The organism is Myroides sp. 1354, assembly GCF_030324495.1.
GTDB lineage: Bacteria > Bacteroidota > Bacteroidia > Flavobacteriales > Flavobacteriaceae > Flavobacterium.
Genome location: NZ_JACAGN010000001.1, coordinates 222,279 through 245,699 on the forward strand (window position 1 = coordinate 222,279; position 23,421 = coordinate 245,699).

Consider the following 23,421-nt stretch of genomic DNA (forward strand, 5'->3'; position numbering starts at 1 on the left):
ATTTATAATAATAGCAAAGATAGAGCATTTGTCGGGATTGTTTTTCTTTTTTTCTTTTTCCTTGGTTTAACATTTCTTTATTTTTTACTTTTGATAGGTTGCAAGCAATTTTAAAATGCATTGTTGAATGAAATACATCCGCACGTTTTTTAGTGTTTTATGGCGCTGTTGGTTTTACCTATGGATGCTTATCGTCATCCTTTTGTTGTCTCCCTTACTTCTTGTAACCATCTGGTCGGATCACACGTATCCTGCTTTTTATAAAGTAGCTCGTCTATGGGCTAGATTGACTTTTTACGGTATGGGAATGTCTTATCAGATTGAAGCATCTTATGCTTTAGAAAAGGGAAAAAGCTATATGTTTATTGCCAACCATACCTCTATGATGGATATTATGATGATGTTGTTATTGATTAAAGACAATCCTTTCGTTTTTGTTGGTAAAAAGGAATTAGCCAAGTTGCCTATCTTCGGATTTTTCTATAAAAAGACGTGTATTTTAGTTGATCGAAAAGATTCTAAAAGCAGGTATCAAGTGTTTCAAAGTGCCCAGGCAAAACTAAATAAGGGGTTGAGTATCTGTATTTTTCCTGAAGGAGGGGTTCCAGATGATACTCATATTGTCCTAGATCATTTTAAGGATGGGGCTTTTCGCTTAGCTATTGATCACCAGATTCCTCTGGTGCCTATCGCAATGGGCTATCTCAAATATTATTTTCCTTTTCAATGGGGCATTGGTAAACCTGGTCGGGTGCCTGTAGTTATTCTGCCTCCAATTGAAACGAAAGGAATTAGCCAGGAGCACAAAAAAGTAGTGAAAGATCAAGCGTATCAAACGATCTATGAGGTTGTAGCACAGTGGGAAGAAAAAAGAAAACGCTATTACTAGGTTGACAAGACGATAAGGTACTTTTTATTGAATTTAGAGAAGTTTGGTATTTTTTTTGTAAATGCTAAGTGAGATTGTTAGCTCTAGATTATGAACAATAAATTTTTCCTTTTGCGGATTGCCTTTAAAAGTGCACTATTCAATTTGCCTATATTCTTGGTTTGGATATTGTTTATTGTATTTGCAGATTACTTGTGGGCATCGTATTTAATTGTGTATAGTCATTATTTCCTCAGTGTGTATGTTGGCCTCTGTTTGTGTTTTATCAGTTATCGTTCGTTTACTCAAAAGAATAGAAATGTAGTGGTCGATTGGATTAGTTTCTTTCTTTTAGTAGGAGGAATGTTTCTTTCGTCTTATCTCATTTTGAAAATATACTAAAATAGCCTCAAAATCAATTGATTTTGAGGCTATTTTTAATGAATTGAAAACTTAGATTAAGCTTCTCTATTTTTGATTTCTTCTTTGATTTTTTGTTCTAACTCTTCCATTAATTCTGGATTGTCTTTAATCAAAGATTTTACAGCATCTCTACCTTGTCCTAATTTAGTGTCTCCATAACTGAACCAAGAACCACTTTTCTTTACGATTTCATAGTCCACAGCTAGGTCTAATACTTCACCAACTTTAGAAACTCCTTCACCATACATGATGTCAAATTCAGCAGTACGGAAAGGAGGAGCAACCTTGTTCTTTACAATTTTAACCTTAGTACGGTTACCAATAACATTTTCTCCATCTTTAATTTGTGTTGAACGACGGATATCAATACGAACAGAAGCATAGAATTTCAATGCGTTACCTCCCGTAGTAGTCTCAGGGCTACCAAACATAACCCCAATTTTATCTCTCAACTGGTTAATGAAAAATACCGTACAATTCGTTTTGCTAATTGTCGATGTTAATTTACGCAAAGCTTGTGACATTAAACGAGCGTGTAATCCCATTTTGGAATCTCCCATATCTCCTTCAATTTCTCCTTTTGGAGTTAAAGCTGCAACCGAGTCAATAACTACAATATCAATGGCTCCAGAACGAATTAAATTCTCTGCGATTTCTAAGGCTTGTTCCCCATTATCAGGTTGAGAAATAATAAGATTGTCAATATCTACACCTAATTTTTGTGCATAAAAACGGTCAAAAGCATGCTCCGCATCAATAAATGCAGCAATACCACCTGCTTTCTGTGCTTCTGCAATAGCGTGTAGCGTTAATGTTGTCTTACCAGACGACTCTGGTCCATATATTTCAATAATCCTTCCTTTTGGATATCCATTTACACCTAAAGCTAAGTCTACACCTAATGAACCTGAAGAGATTACTTCAACTTCTTCCACAGCTGTATCTCCTAATTTCATTACAGTTCCTTTTCCGTAGGTTTTGTCTAATTTATCTAACGTAAGCTGTAAGGCTTTTAATTTAGCTTCTTTATCTGCACTCATTTTTTTGAAATATTGATTCTTAACTGATGTAAAAATAAGATAAAAATATTAGAGATTTTGATTGAAATGTAATTATGCTACAAATTGTAGCAAGAATAAAGTGAATAGTTGCTCTATTTTTTTCGTCAGTATGTTGACAAAAGTTGATATTCCTTGAGAATTCAACCTTTTTTGTGTATTCTACGCTTTAGTTTTAGCTTCAATCTATCGCAAAAGGGAAGTGGGACGCTGTTATTTTTTTAGTAATTCAGTATCCTGTGTAAAAAATAAATAAAAATGTAGGGGTATAATTTAGAAATTATTTGTCAAAGTTGGCTTTGATTGTAAATTTCATATTCAATTTGGTTTTTGTTAAGGCTTAGTTTATACCTTTGTGGAAAATTTATACGTCAAGTTCACGGGATTCAATTATTTAAAATCTTATTTTGTGATGTCACAATCAAAATCGACGCATCTCGATCGCGTATCACTGGGCACGCTTTTAGTAACTTTAGGAATTATCTATGGCGACATAGGAACTTCTCCACTCTATGTGATGAAGGCCATTATGGGTAAAGCTATTATTCAAGAAGAAGTCGTCTTGGGTGCAATTTCTTGTGTGTTTTGGACCTTAACGTTGCAAACCACGATAAAGTATGTTTTTTTGACGCTTAAAGCGGATAATAATGGGGAAGGGGGAATTTTTTCACTCTTTACACTTGTGAAAAAACTCAAAAAGCCTTGGTTAATTGTTCCGGCGATCATCGGTGGTAGTGCCTTACTGGCAGATGGAATCATCACCCCGCCAATCTCTATTTCTTCTGCCGTTGAAGGATTGAAAATTTATCAACCGGAATTGGCAACGATCCCCATTGTGATAGGAATCTTAGTCGGAATTTTCTTTATTCAACAGTTTGGGACCAAAACGATTGGTCGTTTTTTTGGACCCATGATGATGATTTGGTTTTTGATGCTCGGAATTTTAGGATTTAGTCATTTAATTGACAATCTCAGTGTGTTAAGAGCATTAAATCCATACTATGCTTTTCACTTGTTGACCATCCACTCGGAAGGTTATTTGGTCTTGGGATTTGTCTTCTTGTGTACCACGGGGGCTGAAGCATTATATAGTGATTTAGGACATTGTGGAATAAAGAATATCCGCATTAGTTGGATGTTTGTCAAGACCATGTTGGTCTTGAGTTATTTTGGACAAGGGGCTTTGTTAATTGAACATGCGGGTATAACGTTGATGGACTTGACTCCGAATTCGGATCAACCTGCAAACCCGTTTTACCTCGTTATGCCAGATTGGTTTTTGCCTTTCGGAATCGGAATTGCAACGCTTGCTGCTGTTATTGCTTCTCAGGCGTTAATTAGTGGGTCATTCACCCTAATTAACGAAGCAATTCGACTCAATTTATGGCCTAAAGTACGCGTGAAATTCCCAACAAATATCCGCGGTCAACTCTATATTCCATCCATTAACTTCTTGCTTTTTATAGGATGTGTTTTCGTCGTATTACACTTTAAAGAATCTGGAAATATGGAGGCTGCCTATGGTTTGGCGATTACACTTTGTATGATTATGACTACCATTTTATTGGGGTATTTTATGGTGTTAAAACGAGTGCCATTAATCATTATCATCCTAGTGGAAATCATTTACTTGTCCATTGAAGTTTCCTTCTTTATCTCCAATGTGCAGAAATTCTCCCATGGAGGATATGTGACGGTGATTATTGCTGGGGTACTCGCTGCGGTTATGACCGTGAATTATTTAGGAAAAAAAATCAGACGCAATTATACTGATCTTGTCAATATTGTTGATTATCAAGATATCTTGACGGATTTAAGTCAAGATCAAAGCATGCCGAAATACGTAACCAATTTAGTGTATCTCACGAATGCTTATAACCCGTCAAAAATAGAATACAAAGCTATGTTCTCCATCATTAATCGCCGACCTAAACGAGCAGATAATTATTGGTTCGTGCATGTGAATGTAGTGGATGAACCGTACAAATTAGAATATAAGGTTGTAAAATATGGGACCCATCAGAATATTTTGCGCATTGATTTCTACTTGGGATTCCGCAACGAGCAACGCATCAATGTGCTGATGAAACAAGTCGTGACTGAGCTTATGCTTCAAGGAGAGATCGACATTACTACGCGTTATGAATCTTTACATAAAATTGATGCCATCGGCGATTTTGAGTATGTATTGATTGAAAAAGAATTGTCCTACGATAACGACCTGCCGATGAAGGAGAAGATTATCTTGGATCTCTATGACTTCTTGAAAAAGATCTCTTTGTCAGAAGAGAAAGCGTTCGGTCTAGATAGCAGCGCAGTAAAAGTAGAGCGTTTCCCTTTAATTATTAACCCCATTGAAGACTTACCGCTTAAGCGTTTAGAATAAAAAGGTATAATTTTATAAAAGGCTGATGTGTAGTGTTATACATCAGCCTTTTGTATTTTAGTATTTGTTTTTTAAATCAAAAGCGTATCTTTGCACTTTGAAATTCTTCCATTTAGAATTTCATCTTCGTTTTTTTATTTATTCTACACTTAAATTTATATAGCATGCAACTGTATAACACATTAAGCGCAGAAGAAAGAGCAGAACTTATTGAACAAGCGGGAGAAAACCGCTTGACTTTGTCTTTCTATGCGTATGCCAAAATCGAAAACCCACAACAATTTAGAGATGATTTATTCTTAGCATGGAATGCATTAGACGCCTTAGGTCGTACGTATGTAGCTCATGAGGGTATCAACGCACAAATGTCTGTACCCGCTTCGAAATTCGAAGCCTTCCGTCAGACGTTAGAAGCGTATGATTTCATGCAAGGAATCCGCCTAAATGTTGCGGTAGAACAAGACGATTTATCCTTTTTAAAACTAACAGTAAAAGTTAGAAATAAAATCGTTGCGGATGGATTAAACGACGATACGTTTGATGTAACCAATAAAGGAATCCACTTACGAGCAAAAGAGTTTAATCAGCTACTGGAAGATCCCAACACTGTTGTAGTGGATTTTCGCAATCACTATGAAAGTGAAGTCGGCCATTTCGTTGGTGCAATTACACCTGATGTTGATACATTCCGCGAATCATTGCCAATCATTAAAGATCAACTGGAAGAAATCAAAGAAGATAAAAACTTGTTGATGTATTGTACAGGTGGAATTCGCTGTGAAAAAGCTTCTGCTTATTTCAAACACCACGGATTTAAAAATGTATACCAACTAGAAGGTGGAATCATTGAGTATACCCGTCAAGTAAAAGACGAAGGATTAGAAAGTAAATTCATCGGAAAAAACTTTGTATTTGATCATCGTTTGGGTGAGCGAATTACAGATGACGTAATTGCCAATTGTCACCAATGTGGAAAACCTTGTGATGTCCATGTGAACTGTGCCAATGAAGCTTGTCATTTGTTGTTTATTCAATGTGATGAATGTGCAGAACAAATGCACGGATGTTGTTCGAATGAATGTTTGGATATTATTCAATTGCCTGTTGAGGAACAAAAGAATTTGAGAAAAGGCGTTCAAAAAGGAAATTTAATTTTCAAAAAAGGACGTTCAGAATCGCTTAAATTCAAGAAAAATGTTGACGGAGCGACAGATATTCAGCCTGTAAAAGTGAGCACGGTTACTCAAATCAGAAAAAAGCAGGTAGAACGCAAACAATTGGTAGGAACTGTACAACACTATTTTACCAAAGCAAGTGTAGGACAATTCTTGTTAGATAAAGCGGTGAAATTGGGTGATAAGATTGCAATCATTGGGCCAACAACGGGAGATGAACGTTTGACTTTAGAAAAAATGTTGGTGAATGGACAAGAAGTTACTGTTGCGCAAGCAGGAGACCGTATGACGATGGAGGTGAATTTCCGCGTGCGTAAGAACGATCAAATCTTTAAAATTCTAGATTAAATATAAAAGCTATGACAGTTTCAGGAAGAGTTGAATTGATGGCTCCCGCTGGAAACTTCGAGTCGTTGCAAGCTGCAATTGACAACGGAGCAGATTCAGTGTACTTTGGAGTCGATCAATTGAATATGAGAGCGCGTTCAACGGTGAATTTTTCAGTGGATGATTTACCCGAAATAGCCAGACGTTGTAAAGAAAAAAATGTACGTACCTATTTGACATTAAACACGATTATTTACGATCATGATTTGTCTGTGGTAAAAACCTTGCTCAACAAAGCAAAAGAAGCGGATTTGACCGCTGTTATTGCATCAGATCAAGCAGTAATTGCATCAGCTAGAGCTATTGGTTTGGAAGTGCATATTTCGACGCAATTGAACGTGACCAATATTGAAACTGTTAAGTTTTATAGCTTATTTGCTGATACAATTGTGTTATCACGTGAACTGAGTTTGCGCCAAGTGAAGAAAATCACCGAAGCCATCGAAAGAGAACAGGTGAAAGGACCTTCAGGAAATTTGGTGGAGATTGAGATTTTTGGACATGGAGCCTTGTGTATGGCGGTTTCTGGAAAGTGTTATTTGAGTTTGCATTCGCATAACTCTTCTGCCAATCGCGGAGCATGTAAACAAAATTGCCGCAAAAAATATACGGTCATTGATCAGGAAAGTGGATTTGAAATTGAGATTGACAACGAATATATGATGTCTCCAAAAGATTTATGTACGATTGACTTTCTAGATCAAGTGATTGACGCAGGAGCAAAAGTATTGAAAATTGAAGGGAGAGGAAGAGCCCCTGAATATGTGGCTACTGTGATTAAAACGTATAGAGAGGCTATTGATGCCATTGCGGAAGGCACCTATAATAAAGAAAAAGTAGCAGATTGGATGATTGCTTTAGAAACAGTGTATAATCGAGGTTTCTGGAGTGGATACTATTTAGGACAAAAATTAGGAGAATGGAGTGATAATCCAGGTAGCAATGCAACGCAAAAGAAAGTATATGTCGGAAAAGCGGCTCATTACTTTCAGAAAGCTTCTATTGGAGAGTTCAAAATCGAAGCGTATGACATCAAAGTTGGAGATCGCATCTTAATTACAGGACCAAGTACTGGAGCTCAAGAATTAACGATTGAGGATTTGTTTGTTAATGAGCAACCTGCAGAAAAAGCTACTAAAGGAGACGATTGTACGCTTAAGCTGCCTTTCCGTGTGCGTTTGTCAGATAAAATGTACAAAATTGTAACGACGGAATGATTGTAATTACCTTACAACGCGATAAATGTATTGGTTGCAATTACTGTGTAGAAGTAGCGCCTCAGCACTTTCAAATGTCGAAAAAAGACGGTAAAACAGTATTGCTTCGCGCTACAAATAACAAGGGATTTCATACGTTGAAATCCCCGGACTATACTATTTTAGAAGCTTGTGAGCAAGCCGAAAAAGTATGTCCCGTGCATATTATTAACGTCAAAGAAGTATAAAAGATGAGAAAAATATACTATTTGAGTTCTTGTGATACGTGTAAGAGAATTTTAGGGCAAATCCCAAATCTTGAAACATTTGAGTTACAAGATATCAAAAAAGAGCCTGTTACAGCTGATCAATTGCAGGAACTATATACAACAGTAGGCAGTTATGAAAAGCTTTTTAATAAAAGGGCCCAACTGTATAAAGCAAGAGGATTAAAAGATCAAAATCTAATAGAAGAGGATTATAAAAATTTGATTTTAGAACAGTATACCTTTTTAAATCGTCCTGTCATTGTAATTGACGAGGCCGTTTTTGTTGGAAATAGCAAAAAAGTGGTCGAAGAAGCGCTTGAAAAAGCAACAAAATAAAAAAAAATCGAAGTTTTACTTCGATTTTTTTTGTTTGTAATGTGTTGTTATTTAGAGTCTTGTGTTTTTTGTTGTATTTTTTTTTAAAAATAATGTGACTAAATGAGAAATAAGTTGTCTTACTAATGAAAAAGAAAAGAATTGCTAAGAGGTTTTCCAGCTCTTTAATAAGAGGAAAAGTTACGCTATACTGGTTTGGATTTTTAATTGTTTATTAAGGGGGTCAATCAGAAAGAAGAGCCGGTATAGTTCATTATTAAGTTGGGAAAAATTGCTATTGAAAAAGAACATTTTTATTTCATAATAGTAGGAAAGTTGGTGAATACTTAACGTAGTTAAAGATTGGTTTGTTTTAAAAAAGTTACAGTTAAGTACAACGTTGGTTTTAAAAAGGAAGCTTAGGCTTCCTTTTTTTGTGCCGATTTGTTTTTACTCCATTGTTAATAGGGTTGTAATAGGTTTGAAAATGGGAAGTTGTCGTTTACTTCGACAATCCTTGGACTATAGTATGAGAGGATTGGAAAAATAGACCTTTTTGTCGAAGGAAACTCCAAGGAAACTTCAAGGATAGTTGAAAGAAACCCAAACCATCCCAATACTTACTCCAAACAAACCTTATATCACGATTGTTTTGTTGATTTTCTGCTTAGACTTTTCAGCGTTAAGTTGTTCCAAAAAACAAAATCACAACTTCCCAACTACTTCTCTGCTATATATTTGAGTTTTTGTTACCTTTGCAGTCATTATCTATAAGAATATGATACATTCAATGACGGGGTTTGGTAAAGCATGTTTACAATTACCCACAAAAAAAATCACAATTGAAGTGAAGTCGCTTAACAGTAAGAATCTAGATTTAAATGTGCGTTTGCCTTTGAGTTATAGAGAAAAAGAGTTGGCTTTGCGCAATCAAATTGCCTTAGAGTTAGAACGTGGAAAGGTTGATTTTTCTTTGTTTTGTGAAATTACGGCAGAGGAAACATCGAGTAAAATAAACGCACCTATTGTCTTGGCATACATTGAGCAAATGAAGGCGATTATACCCAATGCTGATGCAACGGAGTTGATGAAGATGGCTGTTCGCATGCCCGACGCATTGAAAGTAGAGCGCAATGATTTTGACGAAGCAGAATGGAAAGAGATTGAAGTGGTCATCCAAGAAGCAATTCAAAATATGAAAGCTTTTCGCGTTAGTGAAGGAAAGTCATTAGAAAATGATTTTAGGGCTCGTATCGCAAATATCTTTTCGTATATGGATCAAGTCTCTCTTTTAGATAAAGATCGCATTGTAAGCGTAAAAGAACGCTTGCGCGCAAATTTAACTGAGTTGCAGTTGACGATTGACGAAAATAGATTTGAGCAAGAAGTGATTTATTATTTAGAGAAATTAGATATCACGGAAGAAAAAGTGCGTTTATCGAAACACTTAGAATACTTCTTAGAAACGTTAGGAGGTACAGAAGCAAATGGAAGAAAATTAGGGTTCATTGCACAAGAGATGGGAAGGGAAATTAATACCATGGGATCCAAGTCAAATCACGCAGAAATGCAGAAGATTGTCGTAAAGATGAAAGACGAATTGGAAAAAATTAAAGAACAGGTATTAAACGTATTATAAAGACAACACAAACACAATATGAGTAAGGGAAAATTAATCGTTTTTTCTGCCCCTTCAGGCTCTGGAAAGACGACAATCGTACGCCATTTATTAGAACAAGGAGATTTAAATCTTGATTTTTCTATTTCATGTACTTCACGTGAGGCTAGAACAGGAGAGGAAAACGGAAAAGATTATTACTTCATTTCTTTGGAAGACTTTAAAAAACACATTAAAAATGATGATTTTTTAGAGTGGGAAGAAGTGTATCGCGATAATTTTTATGGAACATTAAAGGCGGAGGTTGAGCGCATTTGGGCGTTAGGAAAGAATGTTATCTTTGATATTGATGTTGCAGGAGGATTGCGTATCAAACGCAAGTTTCCTGATGAAACCCTTGCTGTTTTTGTGAAACCACCGAGTATTGATGAGTTGAAAATTCGCTTGAAAAAGCGTTCAACAGAAAGTGAGGATAAAATTAATATGCGCATTGCTAAAGCTTCAGTAGAATTAGCAACGGCACCTCAATTTGATACGATTATTAAGAACTACGACTTGGATACAGCTAAAGAAGAGGCTTATCAATTGGTACGCAATTTTGTAAAATAAAAGCAAATGAAAATTGGATTGTATTTCGGAACCTTTAATCCCGTACATATAGGACATATCGTGATTGCGAATCACCTGGTTCAATATACAGATTTAGATGAGGTTTGGATGGTGGTGACACCCCATAATCCCCTAAAGAAAAAAAAGGGATTACTCGAAGACTTTCACCGTTTACACTTGGTTAATCTCGCTACAGCAGATTACGATTACATTCGCCCTTCAGATATTGAATTTAATCTGCCTCAACCCAATTATACGGTCAATACTATGGCCTATTTGCACGAGCGCTTTCCCAAACACGAGTTTGCCTTAATCATGGGAGAGGACAACTTAGATTCTTTACCGAAATGGAAAAATTACGAGGTATTGCTTGAGCAATATAAACTATATGTTTATCCGCGTTTGGATCGAAGTAGGGCAGAAGAAAGTCCTTTGATGCATCACCCTCAGGTCATACGAGTGGAAAATGCACCAGTAATGGAAATATCCGCTACCTTTATTCGCGATGCTATTAAAGAAGGAAAAAACGTACAACCTTTAGTAGATAAAGAGGTGTGGAAATACATAGATCACAATCTTTTTTACAAAAAATAAAAAAGGAAAAAAGGGCTGTTCAACAGCTCTTTTTTCTTTATTATACCGTCAAGGTATAAGGTTATAAAAGAATTGCTAGAATATAGTATTACAAGCTATATTTTTGCATAGAATACAAGTGAATGAAGTAAATGTCTTGGAACTAGGGCGTATTGTTTTACAGTTTTTCAATTGTTTGCATTAAGTTTTTTAGTTACTTTTGACAAGTTATAAGCTAAAATTATGAGTGATTATCCAAAGTTTGCAGTAATTGGAGGGGGAAGTTGGGCAACGGCTATCGTAAAAATGCTGAGTGAAAATCTACAGCAGATTGCGTGGTATATGAGAAATGAAAATGCGATAGAAGAAATTAAGGTAAACTATCATAACCCTAATTATTTGAGTTCTGTTGAATTTGACATCAATCAGTTGTTGCTGACTAATGATATTAATAAGGCGGTTTCTTACGCGGATTACGTGATTTTCGCCATTCCTTCTGCTTTTTTAAGTGAAGAAATGGAACAACTATACGTTAGTTTAGAAAATAAAGTGGTCATTTCGGCTATTAAGGGAATTATTCCTGAAACAAGTTTAATTGTAGGGGAGCATTTTCACCAAACCTATGGTGTTTCATATGATAATATTGCAGTTATTACAGGACCTTGTCATGCAGAAGAGGTCGCTTTAGAACGCTTGTCTTATCTTACGATAGCTTGTCGCAATGAAGAAAATGCCAAAGTAATTGAAAGTTGCATTAGCAGCCACTATATCAAAGTAAAACTCACAGACGATATTATCGGAACCGAATATGCCGCTGTGTTGAAGAATATCTATGCGATTGCCTGCGGAATGGCTCATGGATTGGGGTATGGAGATAACTTTCAAGCCCTATTGATGAGTAATGCGATACGCGAGATGAAGAAATTCATCAAAAAGGTGCACCATATGAAACGCAACATCAATAATTCCGCTTATTTAGGTGATTTATTAGTTACGGGGTATTCTCTTTTTTCCCGCAACCGCATGTTTGGAAATATGATTGGCAAAGGATATACCGTAAAATCAGCTCAAATGGAGATGAATATGATTGCAGAAGGTTATTACGCGACTAAAAGCGCATATGAACTCAATGCAAAATACGGAGCTAAAACGCCGATTATTAATGCGGTGTATGATATTTTGTACAATGGAAAGGATCCGAAGAAGACATTTAGAAAGTTGACAGAAAAATTAGATTAAAAAAAGTATAAAAAAGACCGTTGTTGGTTTTTTGAGATTATAAAGCAATGTAAATGACTGATAAACAGTTGTTTGTATTGCTTTTTTTGTTTTTGAAGCCTTTCGAAAAATAGTTGTAAATTGTTGACATAGAATCTATTAAGCGGTTTTGTCTTGGAGGAAAATATAGTAAGTAGTTTTGTCCTGTTAAAAAAATAAATAAAAATGGATCATTTAATTAATCACCCTGGCCTTTTGGCTGTTTTTGGAATTGTAGTATTAGTTATGCTTTTGTTGGATTTAGGTGTTTTCAATCGAAATAGCCATGTCGTTTCAACCAAAGAAGCTTTAATCTGGACCGTAGTATGGATTGGTTTAGCCATGGTGTTCAGTGGTGTCATTTATTACTATATGGACTTTGAAAATTTTGCGCGTTTTCAATCTGCTTATTGGATCGAAAAAGCCTTGTCCATTGACAATCTCTTTGTGTTTATTTTGGTCTTTACCTTTTTTAAAGTGCCCAAAGAACTTCATCACCGTGTATTGTTCTGGGGAATTATTGGAGCATTGGTGTTTAGAGCCATTTTCATTTTCGCAGGAGTTGAATTAATTAATCACACTTATTTACCAGCGTTTGAATTGTTTGGTCATGTTGTGGAAATCAATGTTGTCTTGACCATCTTTGGTGTATTTTTACTGGTATCGGGAATCAAATCGTGGTTCGCAAAAGAAGATCACAGTGAAGAACAAGACTTAACAAAGAACTTTGCGGTGCGTATGGTACACAAATTCTTTAAAGTGAGTAATGAATACGACGGAGATAAATTTTTTACGGTCAAAAATGGAGTAAAAATGGTAACTCCGCTTTTCGTAGCGTTGATGGTTATTGAATTTACCGATTTAGTCTTTGCCGTAGATAGTATTCCTGCCATTTTTGCTATTGCTCCAGATGATCCATTTATCCTCTATACTTCGAATATATTCGCTATTTTAGGTTTGCGTTCGCTGTATTTCCTATTAGCTAATTTCATGGATAAATTCTCGAAATTAAAATATGGTTTGGCAATTATCTTATCCTTCATCGGAGTGAAGATGATTATCTCTCCTTTTGTACATATTGAATCCTTGGTTTCTTTGGCTGTTATTGCTAGTGTATTGACCTTATCGGTAGTGCTTTCCTTGCTTTTCCCTCCAAAGAAAAAGGAAGAAATCTAATTCGAGCACAAAAAAAGCGACCTGAATTCAGGTCGCTTTTTTTTATTGTTATTTCTTTGGACTAGCTTTTCCTTTGTGACACATATTGCAAGTTACCGCATTGATATTCTCCGGATTGGGATCATTGTTCCAATTGAAGTTTTCAGCATTGATTTTACGTGTCATGACGATCATATGTCGTGCAAATTCCTTTTCTTTCTTAGCATCTGAGGCAAAATCTAAACCATCTCCTCCTTCGGCTGCGGCATGACAATAGCTACATTTTACACCTAAGGCAGCATTGTATCCTTTCATGAGACTCTTTAAATCTTCTTTAGAAATATCTTTTGGAAGTACCGTTAGGTTTTTCCATTCTGTCGGCTCTACCGTACTTTCGGTTACTGTCGTTGTGTTTTTAAACGAAAGCAAGCTAATCATCAAGCTCAAAAAGCCCAATACAATACAAGTGTTTTTTAGTTTCATATCTCTTTACCGTTTTAGTTGATGAACTAAGATAGGAAAACTAACATTCGGAATTAGTATAAATAAGAGGGGTAATTCCTTGGTTTACACTTATTTTATAGCTGTAATTCCTTTTTTATCTGCGTAGGTAAGCTCTTGTAAAGATTCATCTGCAATACTCTTGGCAGGAAATACGAAATTTTTATCGTACAACTTACTACCCTGAAAATAAGTCAACATAAAGGTATTGTCTAAATCAAAAATAGCCTCATCTAAGAGTTCTACTTTTTGTGATGCTCCTGCAGCTAAACTAGGGAATGCATGTCTGAAAATACTAGAAATTTTCTTCTCTCCATTTAACTCTCCTTCTGCTTTGGATACAATTAAGATGGCTTCGATAGGCTCTTTTGAATTATTAAATAAATATGCGTACCAAGCATCTTGTAAAAAATCTTCGTTATACTCTTTAATCACTGCAATTTCTACTTCTGTTACCTGAGGTATCTCTATATCTTTTTTCATGCGAATAAAATTTGAGCAAAGATAAAATTATTTCTACGATTCTACTTTTTGTTTTTCAACCTAAAGTTTGGCCTGAAATTTGTATTATAATCGTTGATAATGATAGTTTTTTGGTTTTTGATTTGATAAAGAACCTTTCACTCAATAGGGTGAAAGGTTTTTTTGTAAAAGAAAGTTTTAAAAAATGGTGTAACGTTTCGCAACGTACCTATACTAATGATGTAACAACTAAAAAATACAGGTATATGTACAACTGGTTCTTCATCTTAGAGCGGAAGCGTTTAGCAAGGGGAAATAAGAGCAATATGGATATTGTGGTTCTCGTGTTTAAATGGCTCGCCATTATTTACTTTGCATGTATGATGCTCCTCGCTGGAATTGCAACATACCAAGGTATTCAAGAGTATTTTACGAATACAAGCCCGATTGAAATTGTCAGTCGTTATCTGATTTATTATTTTGCATTTGAACTTAGTTTTCGCTTTTTCTTTCAGAAAGGACCTGTGGCAAGTATTAAACCGTATTTAATACTCAATATTCCTCGATCAAAAATTGTGACCTTTTACGTGGGGAAAACATTTTTGAGTGCTTTTAACATCGTTCAATTGTTTTTCTTTATTCCCTTTGCTATTGTTGCAATCTCTTATGGAGAACCTGTACTTGCAGTCCTGACTTGGACATTGGGCGTGTACAGTATTGTGTTTATGATGCATTGCGTGACTATTTTAATGAATGCTTATACCCCTGTTTTTTATAGTGTGATAGGATTTGTAGTGCTTTGTTTCGGTTTACAGTATTACGATATTGTCGATCCTACGCTGTATACACAATATTTTTATTTAATAGCCTATCAATATCCACTGAGCATATTTGCTTATGGACTCGTATTGGGATTGTTGATTTGGAGTACGTATCGTTTCTTTGTGAAGCGTTTATATTTAGATAATCTTGAAAAAGTACACATTAAAGAAGGAATTGTTTTAGAAATGAGTTGGCTGGATCGCTTTGGACGATATGCTAGTTTCTTGCGCAACGATATTCGTTTAATCATTAGAAATAAAAGAGCAAGAGTAACGGTTCTCATGAGTGTGTTGTTTCTTTTTTATGGTGTTTTTATGTTTAATACATCCGGAAAGGAAGCCATGCCCGTGGCATTTTCTGTCTTTCTAGCTTTCTTCTCAACAGGTGGGTTTTTAATGCTTTTTGGACAGTATGTACCCAGTTGGGATTCGTCTTATTACCCTCTATTAATGACGCAAAATGTATTGTACCGCGATTATCTCATGTCAAAGTGGTTGATTATTGCGCTGGGAACCTTTGTTTCTACACTGTTGTGCTTTTTCTATATTTTCGTGGATATTCAATTGTTTTATTTAATTATTGCCATGGGAATTTTTAATATTGGAATTAATGGATATTTTGTGCTTTGGGGAGGTGCTTATCTCAAAACACCAATGGATCTGACAGCAGCAAAAAATGTGTTTGGAGATAAAAACGCATTTAATCTTCGCGTGATGCTGATTAGTTTGCCTAAGGTTTTATTGCCCATCCTGTTCTATTTTGTGGGATCCTTGATTTATCCTTTTTGGGGAGGATTTGTCTTGCTAATTTTAATTGGATTAGCTGGAATATTCCTGCATCAATATGTCTTCCAATTTATTGAAAAAATTTATACCCGTGAAAAATACGCCGCTTTAGCCGCTTATAAAAAATAGTGAACATTATGATACAAGTAGATAATTTAAGTAAAACATACAACGGAACTACGGTTCTACAATTAGATACCTTGACTATTGGACAAGGAGAGAGCATTGGTTTAGTAGGGAATAATGGAGCGGGTAAAACGACCCTTTTCAGTTTGTTATTAGACCTTATTCAACCTAGTGGAGGAAGTATTTATTCTAAAGGACAATTGGTTGCCACTTCAGAGCAATGGAAAAATTATACGGCTGCTTTTTTAGATGAAACTTTTTTAATTGGTTACTTAACTGCAGAAGAATATTTCATCTTTTTAGGGAGTTTACGCGGATGGTCTAAAGCAGATGTAGAAGAATTTATCTTAGAGCATCAAGCGTTTTTTAATGATGAAGTACTCAATCAAAAGAAATACATTCGCGATTTCTCTAAGGGAAATCAAAAGAAAATCGGTATTGTAGGAGCTTTTATTGGCAATCCAGAACTGGTTATTCTAGATGAACCTTTTGCGAATCTAGACCCTTCTACCCAAATTCGATTAAAAGAGTTGGTAAAGAAAAAACGCGCAACAAGAACCATGACCATTATTATTTCGAGTCACGATTTACAACATACGTATGAAGTGTCGGATCGCATTATCGCTCTTGAAAAAGGCAGGTTGGTTCAAGATGTATTAACAGAGAAAATAACATACCAAGAGTTAGAAGGATTTTTTAGTACGGCAAATTAAAAATAGTCCCACTATATGCAGTAGCAGTGTTCGTCAAACGGGCACTGCTTTTTTGTGTTTTGTTGCGTAAATTTAGGAGGAACATTTATTTATAATCCCTGTTTCTTTTGTAATTTGCGTAGATTTATTTTCTAATTTTAGAAGATAGTACACAGATAAAAGTAAGAGGTCTCTTGTCTTTGTTTTTTAATTGGAGGAGAAAACTCCTGAAGCAGAAAAGAGAGACGGGTAATTTTTAACAATATTTGCATAAAGTATTAAAAAGTGATGTATTTTTACTGTCTTGTGTATAATATTAGCACCAAAAAAGAGTTGTTATATAAAGTTTAACCCAGATATTGAAAACAAAGTTTGTCATTCGGATAGGAGGACTCATCCTGCTAATTGTATCTTTTATAGCGTGTTCTGTAAAGAAGGATAAGATGTTGAATCGAGGATATCATGCTTTGACGACAAAGTACAATATCCTATTTCACGGAAACGAATCATATACTGAAGCATTGGACGCTTTGAAGGAGGGGTATTTTGATGATTATTGGGAAATCTTACCTATTGAACGCATTCAGATTGAAGTAGATCCTGAACGCGAATTTGAGAAAGGGGTGTCTTTAGAATCGAAACAAGGAACTATTCTAGATAATTTATCTGTTGCAGGAACGGATTTAGGCAATCCTGAAAGTACGGATGGACAAGGGTTTACACGTTCTGAGAACAAGGCAGTCAAAGCCATTCAAAAACACTCCATGTACATCAAAGGAAGAGAACGCAATAGCCAGATGGCCAATGCCTATTTGTTGTTGGGTAAATCGCGTTATTACGATGGGCGTTTTGTTCCAGCTCTAGAGGCTTTTAATTATATCTTATACAAATACCCAGATAGTGATTTGATAGGCGAGGCAAAAGTATGGCGTGAGAAAACGAATCTGCGCTTGCGTTATGATGACTTAGCGATCAAAAATTTAAAAGAATTACTGCGCGAACGCAAAGGACGTTTGAATAAGCAAGTAGAATCGGATGCCTATGCGATGCTCGCACAAGGCTATATCAATCTCGAACAACTAGACAGCGCAAGTACAGCGTTGAAATCCGCAGTAGGTTTGGTTTCTAATCAAGAAGAAAAAGCGAGATACAATTATATTCTTGGGCAATTAAACGGTCGCTTAGACAAAAAAGAGGACGCTACACGCTATTTCGAAAATATCATAGCGATGAATCGCAAGGCACCAAGAACATATACAGTACATGCTTATGCTGAAATATTTGAACTATCAGATGCAAAGAAAACGGATTCTGTAGCCTTTTTAAAACAATACAGAACTTTGTTGAAGGATCGTGATAATCGACCTTATCTCGATGTGTTAAACCGTCAGGTTGGACTTTTTTATCGCGATATTGATCAACAGGAAAAAGCACTTGAATACTTAAAAACGGCAGCCAAAGAAGGAAAACAAGACAAGCAACTCAAAGCAAGAAATTTTTTGAGTATTGCCGATATTTATTTTAATTCAGCGGGTTATGCAGTTGCAGGACAATATTACGACAGTGCTTTAGCGTTGTTACCTCCCAAAGCGAAAGAAACTTTCCGCATTAGCAAACGAAGAGAATCACTTCGAGAAGTTGTCGATTTAGAGGTGGTTGCCCATAAAAATGACAGTATTTTGAACTTAGTCGCCCTGTCAACAGAAGAGCGAAATGCTTATTTTCAAACTTTTATCGATCAGTTGCGCAAAGAAGATTTTAGAAAAATGCAAGCGAATTTAGGAACTAAAAATAATTCAGGAGCAGATTTCTTCAATGTGGCGAATTTCGGAGAAGCCATAGAAAAATCTTTTGGAGATACTAATTTCGGAAGTATGGGAGGAAAGACGACTTTCTATTTTTATTCGAATCAGGCATTAACACGAGGGCGTCAAGACTTTAAACGCCGTTGGGGTAATCGTACCTTAAGTGATAATTGGAGATGGAGTGCAGTACAATCGGCTGCAAATACGATGAACGAAGAGGAAGAAGAACAAGCTTTAGCTGAAAATCAAAAGAAAAAAGAAAAACAACAGGACGATTTTGTTGATCCGCGTTATCAGTTGGATACGTATGTAGGCAAAATACCATCAGATAGCACGCAAATTGCCAAACTCAAAGAAGATAGGGATTTAGCGTATTTTGAATTAGGAGCCATTTACAGTGAACGATTTGGTAAAATTGAGGAGGGTATCGATCGATTGGAACGATTGTTGACGTTTGATCCTAAGGAGCGTTTGATTTTGCCAACAATGTACAAGTTGTATAAACTGTATCAGGAGGTTGATCCTGCTAAAGCAGCGCAAATGAAAGCGCAGATTATTGCTACTTATCCTGAATCTAGATATGCTAAATTGATGCAAAATCTCAGTATGGGCAGTGATGGTGATTTAGCTCCAGAGCAAGTGTATGCATCCATCTATCAAGTCTTCAAAGCCGAGAACTATGAAGAGGCCAAAGCATTGATGAAAAATGCCTTGGAAAATATCGATGATACGTACGTGAGTAAATTTGAGTTGTTGAATGCGATGATTATTGCCAGAACAGAGGGGGTGAAGAAATACAAAGAAGCGTTGAATTATTTAGCTTTGACGTATAGTTCAACTGCTGAAGGACGAGAGGCCGCTCAATTGTTAGAACAAGTAATTCCTGCTTTAGAAAACAAACAGTTTGCTACAGCGGATTCAAACAATTGGAAAATAATTGTAGCAGTTCCAAAAGAGAAAATAGCTGATTTTGCAGCGATTAAATCCAATATGCAGCGTTTAGCTGGTGTTGAGGCAGGTACGGGATTGAAGTTTACAGAAGATTATTATACAACGACTACAAAATTCTATGTCTTACATGGATTTAAATCCAAAGCAGAGGCTACGCGAATGATTGGCCGTTTGGGCGACGATCCTGCTTATATCCCTGTGATGCAAGAGGATTATAGCGTGATTCAAATTAAAAAGAATATACAGGAATACAAAGCTCCAGGAAGTGTGGAGCCCTAATTAAATTGTGTTGACCATGTTTGATAAATCGAAAAAGAAAGCAAAAGGAACAGGATTAGATTTGTTGGGACAGACAAATCGTATTGTTGAAGGAACAACGATTAAAGGAGATATTGAAGCGATAGCAGATATTCGAATTGACGGGGTTATTGAGGGGAATGTTGTTGTTAAAGGACGATTAGTGTTGGGGCCTATAGCGAGAATTGTAGGGAATATCAGTTGTGAAAACAGTGAGATCGAAGGAGAAATAATAGGTAATATTGTAGTGAATGATTTACTTACTGTAAAATCTGCTGCTCGTATCAAAGGTGACATTAAAGTGGGACGCCTAGCGGTTGAACCCGGAGCAAAGATTGACGTAAAATGCCAAATGGTCGGCAATGAACAATTATCTTAATGACGCAAAAGAAATCACCCAATAAGTGGTTGGCTTTAATAAATATCCCCATCCAGATGGGGATTATTATTTATTTATCACACCGATTAGGCCTTTGGTTAGACGATAAGTATGGATTTGAACACGCAATTGCAAATAAAATTTGTACTTTATTGGGAGTAGGTTTAGCTTTGTACCAAGTAATTAAACAAGTCAATCAGTTAAATAAATAAAAAAATGGACAAGGAAACCCTACAAATTGGATTGAAACTTTTTATTGGATTAGTCGTGGTATTTGCCCTACATTATGCCGTTGTGGCTTTTACCGATGCTGGAAATTCCCTAATCGAACTCGGATATAGTTTAGAAAAGTTTTACGGATTTGAATTTATCTTCTCCATTATCATCTTTTTTGCTATGTTCGGAATCAAAAATAGCCTGCCTAATAATTTGGGATTTGTCTTTTTAGGATTTATTACCGTGCGATTAATTGCGAGTTATTTATTCGCAAAAGATGGATTAAATCACGAAATGGCAGATGAAGGATTTAAATATAATTTTTTAGCAATTGTATTGGTTTTCCTTGGCGGGGACGCATTTGTAGCCTATAGTATTTTAAATAAGAATACTACGTCGGAAGAAACTAAGTAAAAAAAGTTTGATATAAAGGTATGATAATACAAGAATTATTGTACTTTTGCACAAAATTTTAGGAACCAAAATATTCAAGAAGTTAAGATATGGTGACTCTCAAGAAATCACTGAATTTATTAGCAGCTGTTTTATTTACAGCCTCGTCGGTATTTTCGTACGCGCAAACTACTACTCAAAAGCTTGAAAACTCAATTCAAGAAGCTGAGCAATCTATTGAAAGAACCCTGGAGCACGTTGAAGGGGAGAAGATAGAAAACCCTGCTGAAATGACTCAAGCTGAGAAAGTTCAAGCTCATATTAAGCATCACTTAGCAGATGATTATTCATTTGTTTTCTTTTCGGATGAAGAAACAGGTGAAAACTACGGTTTTCCGTTGCCTGTTATCTTAATCGACAACGGTCTTAAAATCTTCATGTCTTCGGAATTTGACTACGGAAAAAAAGTAGTTGAGAAAGACGGACAATTCTACAAGTTATATCACAGTAAGATATATAAAACAGATGCGGAAGGTACAATAGAGTACGATGAAGCACACCACCCTACCAATGAGAAACCACTTGATTTCTCTATTACAAAGAACGTAGCTTCTTTAATCTTCACTACAATTTTAATGTTTATCCTTTTCTTAGGATTAGCAAAAACATACAAAAACGGACCCAACAATTTGCCGAAAGGTATTGCTAGAGGTTTAGAGCCTTTAGTACTTTACGTTCGCGATGAGATGGCTGTGCCAAATATCGGAAAAGCAAAATACAAAAAGTTTATGCCGTATTTGTTATCTGTATTCTTCTTGATTTTCATTTTGAATATCTTGGGATTAACTCCACTAGGATTTAACGTTACAGGTAGTATTTCAGTAACAGCTTGTTTGGCCATTTTTACTTTTGTAATTGTTCATTTTTCTGCAAACAAAGACTATTGGAAACATATGTTGTGGATGCCAGGTGTGCCTGTTCCAATGAAAATTATGTTGATGCCAATTGAGATTTTAGGAGCAATCATTAAGCCATTCTCTTTAATGGTGCGTTTGTTTGCTAACATTACAGCAGGTCACTCGGTAGTATTTGGATTAATTGCAATTATTTTCGTAATGAAAGAAGCATTAGGAGCAGGTGGTGCAATCGGAATCGGATTCTTCTTGTCAACGTTCTTAGTTGTATTGGAAATTTTAGTTGCGTTCTTACAAGCGTTTATCTTTACGATGTTGTCGTCATTATTTATTGGAATGGCTGTAGCAGAACATGATCACGAAGAAGCACATTAATAAAAGAGAAAATAAAAATTAGAGTATAAATAAATTTGTTTAATTAATATTAAATTCAATACTATGACAATTCCAACTATCATTGGTGCAGGTTTAATCGTAATCGGAGCTGGTTACGGTTTAGGTAAAATTGGTTCTTCTGCAATGGACGCTATTGCTCGTCAACCAGAAGCTGCTGGAAAAATCCAAACTGCAATGATCATCATTGGAGCTTTATTGGAAGGTTTAGCATTCGGTGCTTTAATCTTAGGTAATTAATCCAAGTCAGTACAAAGAGTTTATCTGTAACGGTTGGTTACAGGTAAACTTCTTATTTTAATTAAACAAAACAGGTATTAAAAAGTATAATTTTAGATAATGGATAAGTTAATTAACGATTTCAGTTTTGGACTATTTTTCTGGCAACTAATTATTATGATAGTAATTGTTGTTCTCTTAGGAAAATTCGCGTGGAAACCAATTGTAAATGCTTTAGAAGCTCGTGAAGAGGGTATTACTGATGCATTGGCAGCTGCAGAAAACGCTAAAAGAGAAATGGCTAATTTAAAAGCAGATAACGAAAAGTTATTAGCTGAAGCTCGTGCGGAGCGCGATACTTTACTAAAAGAAGCTCGTGAGATCAAAGAAAAATTGATTGCTGATGCTAAAACAGAAGCAGAAGCTCAGGGTGAAAAATTAATCGCTCAAGCAAAAGCTACAATTGAAAGCGAGAAAGCTGCGGCTATTCTTGACTTAAAAACGCAAGTTTCATCTATTTCAATTGAAATCGCTGAAAAATTATTGAAAGATCAATTATCTAACAAAGAAGCTCAAGCTAAATTGGTTGAGAAAATGTTAGATGACGTAAAATTAAACTAATATCACTATGGTAAGCACAAGAGCTGCGGCACGTTATGCAAAAGCAATGCTTGAGGTTTCTTTGGAAAAAGGAAATGTTGATGCTATCAATGGGGATATGATCCTTATTTCTCAATCAATCGCTCAAAGCAAGGAGTTGAATACTTTTCTTGTGAATCCTATCGTTAAAGATCAGTTGAAATTAAACGCTTTATTGGAAGTGTTTGCAACTACTCAAGAAGGGACAAAAGAATTATTCAACGTATTAAAAGCAAATAGTAGATTCGGAATCTTAGAGGCAATCGCTTTAGAGTTTCAAAAACAATACGATTTGTATAAGGGTATTGAGAAAGTAACTGTTACTACAGCAATGCCTATTGATGCTAGTATAGAGGCTAAAGTACTTGAAAAAGTAAAAGCTTTAGCACCTGGAAAAGAAGCTGTAATTACAAATATTGTAGATGAGTCAATCTTAGGAGGATTTATCTTGAAAATTGGAGATATCCAATACAATGCTTCTTTAGCAAATCAATTACAAGTATTAAAAAGAGAATTAATTAAGTAAAAAAAATCACCG

24 protein-coding genes are annotated in these 23,421 nt (G+C 35.7%); 21 read left to right on the forward strand and 3 right to left on the reverse strand.

Annotated elements, in window-relative coordinates:
- Window positions 1–127: 127 nt before the first annotated feature.
- Window positions 128–889: a lysophospholipid acyltransferase family protein gene (locus HX004_RS00975; RefSeq protein ID WP_286440456.1), complete on the forward strand. Its 762-nt coding sequence runs from the start codon at window positions 128–130 to the stop codon at window positions 887–889.
- Between the two features lie 437 nt (window positions 890–1,326).
- On the opposite strand, the gene recA is transcribed toward HX004_RS00975, so the two are convergent.
- Window positions 1,327–2,331 carry a recombinase RecA gene (gene recA, locus HX004_RS00980; protein WP_286440457.1) on the reverse strand — a complete coding sequence of 335 codons (1,005 nt, stop codon included), beginning with the start codon at window positions 2,329–2,331 and terminating at the stop codon, window positions 1,327–1,329.
- A 430-nt stretch (window positions 2,332–2,761) separates the two neighbouring features.
- Here recA and HX004_RS00985 point away from each other — a divergent pair, with 430 nt between their 5' ends.
- From HX004_RS00985 to HX004_RS01030, 10 genes are all read left to right on the forward strand, one after another.
- On the forward strand, window positions 2,762–4,735 hold the full coding sequence (locus HX004_RS00985) for a KUP/HAK/KT family potassium transporter (RefSeq protein WP_286440810.1): 1,974 nt from the start codon (window positions 2,762–2,764) through the stop codon (window positions 4,733–4,735).
- Between the two features lie 164 nt (window positions 4,736–4,899).
- The gene (gene trhO / locus HX004_RS00990; protein ID WP_286440458.1) at window positions 4,900–6,258 is read left to right on the forward strand and encodes an oxygen-dependent tRNA uridine(34) hydroxylase TrhO; all 1,359 of its coding nucleotides are present in this window, start codon (window positions 4,900–4,902) and stop codon (window positions 6,256–6,258) included.
- 11 nt (window positions 6,259–6,269) lie between these two features.
- Complete coding sequence (locus tag HX004_RS00995) at window positions 6,270–7,514, forward strand: peptidase U32 family protein (protein ID WP_286440459.1); 1,245 nt, start codon at window positions 6,270–6,272, stop codon at window positions 7,512–7,514.
- Window positions 7,511–7,741 carry a ferredoxin gene (locus tag HX004_RS01000; protein WP_286440460.1) on the forward strand — a complete coding sequence of 77 codons (231 nt, stop codon included), beginning with the start codon at window positions 7,511–7,513 and terminating at the stop codon, window positions 7,739–7,741. The genes HX004_RS00995 and HX004_RS01000 overlap by 4 nt, the downstream gene beginning before the upstream one ends.
- A 3-nt stretch (window positions 7,742–7,744) precedes the next feature.
- Window positions 7,745–8,098 (forward strand): arsenate reductase family protein, encoded by a 354-nt coding sequence (locus tag HX004_RS01005; RefSeq protein WP_286440461.1) that lies wholly within the window; start codon window positions 7,745–7,747, stop codon window positions 8,096–8,098.
- A gap of 769 nt (window positions 8,099–8,867) precedes the next feature.
- Window positions 8,868–9,716, forward strand: coding sequence for a YicC/YloC family endoribonuclease (locus tag HX004_RS01010; RefSeq protein WP_286440811.1), 849 nt, complete (start codon window positions 8,868–8,870; stop codon window positions 9,714–9,716).
- A gap of 18 nt (window positions 9,717–9,734) precedes the next feature.
- Entirely contained in the window at window positions 9,735–10,304 is a 570-nt protein-coding gene (gene gmk, locus HX004_RS01015) for a guanylate kinase (protein ID WP_286440463.1), read from the forward strand.
- Window positions 10,305–10,310: 6 nt separating this feature from the next.
- Window positions 10,311–10,898, forward strand: coding sequence for a nicotinate (nicotinamide) nucleotide adenylyltransferase (gene nadD / locus HX004_RS01020; protein WP_286440464.1), 588 nt, complete (start codon window positions 10,311–10,313; stop codon window positions 10,896–10,898).
- Between the two features lie 222 nt (window positions 10,899–11,120).
- Complete coding sequence (locus HX004_RS01025) at window positions 11,121–12,116, forward strand: NAD(P)H-dependent glycerol-3-phosphate dehydrogenase (protein ID WP_286440465.1); 996 nt, start codon at window positions 11,121–11,123, stop codon at window positions 12,114–12,116.
- 204 nt (window positions 12,117–12,320) lie between these two features.
- Window positions 12,321–13,310, forward strand: coding sequence for a TerC/Alx family metal homeostasis membrane protein (locus HX004_RS01030; protein WP_286440466.1), 990 nt, complete (start codon window positions 12,321–12,323; stop codon window positions 13,308–13,310).
- Window positions 13,311–13,358: 48 nt separating this feature from the next.
- Here the strand turns inward: HX004_RS01030 and HX004_RS01035 are convergent, their stop codons facing one another.
- Complete coding sequence (locus tag HX004_RS01035; protein ID WP_286440467.1) at window positions 13,359–13,772, reverse strand: c-type cytochrome; 414 nt, start codon at window positions 13,770–13,772, stop codon at window positions 13,359–13,361.
- 90 nt (window positions 13,773–13,862) lie between these two features.
- Window positions 13,863–14,273 (reverse strand): hypothetical protein, encoded by a 411-nt coding sequence (locus tag HX004_RS01040; protein ID WP_286440468.1) that lies wholly within the window; start codon window positions 14,271–14,273, stop codon window positions 13,863–13,865.
- Window positions 14,274–14,518: 245 nt separating this feature from the next.
- Between HX004_RS01040 and HX004_RS01045 the strand changes: the two genes are divergently transcribed.
- From HX004_RS01045 to atpH, 10 genes are all read left to right on the forward strand, one after another.
- Window positions 14,519–15,988 carry a DUF5687 family protein gene (locus HX004_RS01045; RefSeq protein WP_286440469.1) on the forward strand — a complete coding sequence of 490 codons (1,470 nt, stop codon included), beginning with the start codon at window positions 14,519–14,521 and terminating at the stop codon, window positions 15,986–15,988.
- A gap of 8 nt (window positions 15,989–15,996) precedes the next feature.
- A complete protein-coding gene (locus HX004_RS01050; RefSeq protein WP_286440470.1) occupies window positions 15,997–16,698 on the forward strand; it encodes an ABC transporter ATP-binding protein in 702 nt (233 codons plus the stop codon).
- A gap of 338 nt (window positions 16,699–17,036) precedes the next feature.
- Window positions 17,037–19,712 (forward strand): type IX secretion system periplasmic lipoprotein PorW/SprE, encoded by a 2,676-nt coding sequence (porW, locus tag HX004_RS01055; RefSeq protein ID WP_502888448.1) that lies wholly within the window; start codon window positions 17,037–17,039, stop codon window positions 19,710–19,712.
- A gap of 16 nt (window positions 19,713–19,728) precedes the next feature.
- Window positions 19,729–20,109, forward strand: a complete 381-nt coding sequence (locus HX004_RS01060; RefSeq protein WP_286440472.1) for a bactofilin family protein — start codon at window positions 19,729–19,731, stop codon at window positions 20,107–20,109.
- On the forward strand, window positions 20,109–20,321 hold the full coding sequence (locus HX004_RS01065) for an AtpZ/AtpI family protein (RefSeq protein ID WP_286440473.1): 213 nt from the start codon (window positions 20,109–20,111) through the stop codon (window positions 20,319–20,321). The genes HX004_RS01060 and HX004_RS01065 overlap by 1 nt, the downstream gene beginning before the upstream one ends.
- Window positions 20,322–20,325: 4 nt before the next feature.
- Window positions 20,326–20,739, forward strand: a complete 414-nt coding sequence (locus HX004_RS01070) for a DUF6168 family protein (protein ID WP_286440474.1) — start codon at window positions 20,326–20,328, stop codon at window positions 20,737–20,739.
- A gap of 89 nt (window positions 20,740–20,828) precedes the next feature.
- A complete protein-coding gene (gene atpB, locus HX004_RS01075) occupies window positions 20,829–22,007 on the forward strand; it encodes a F0F1 ATP synthase subunit A (protein WP_286440475.1) in 1,179 nt (392 codons plus the stop codon).
- 63 nt (window positions 22,008–22,070) lie between these two features.
- Complete coding sequence (locus tag HX004_RS01080; RefSeq protein WP_002988855.1) at window positions 22,071–22,265, forward strand: ATP synthase F0 subunit C; 195 nt, start codon at window positions 22,071–22,073, stop codon at window positions 22,263–22,265.
- Between the two features lie 99 nt (window positions 22,266–22,364).
- On the forward strand, window positions 22,365–22,865 hold the full coding sequence (locus HX004_RS01085; RefSeq protein ID WP_286440476.1) for a F0F1 ATP synthase subunit B: 501 nt from the start codon (window positions 22,365–22,367) through the stop codon (window positions 22,863–22,865).
- Between the two features lie 7 nt (window positions 22,866–22,872).
- Window positions 22,873–23,409, forward strand: coding sequence for an ATP synthase F1 subunit delta (gene atpH, locus HX004_RS01090; protein ID WP_286440477.1), 537 nt, complete (start codon window positions 22,873–22,875; stop codon window positions 23,407–23,409).
- The last annotated feature ends 12 nt before the right edge of the window (window positions 23,410–23,421 follow it).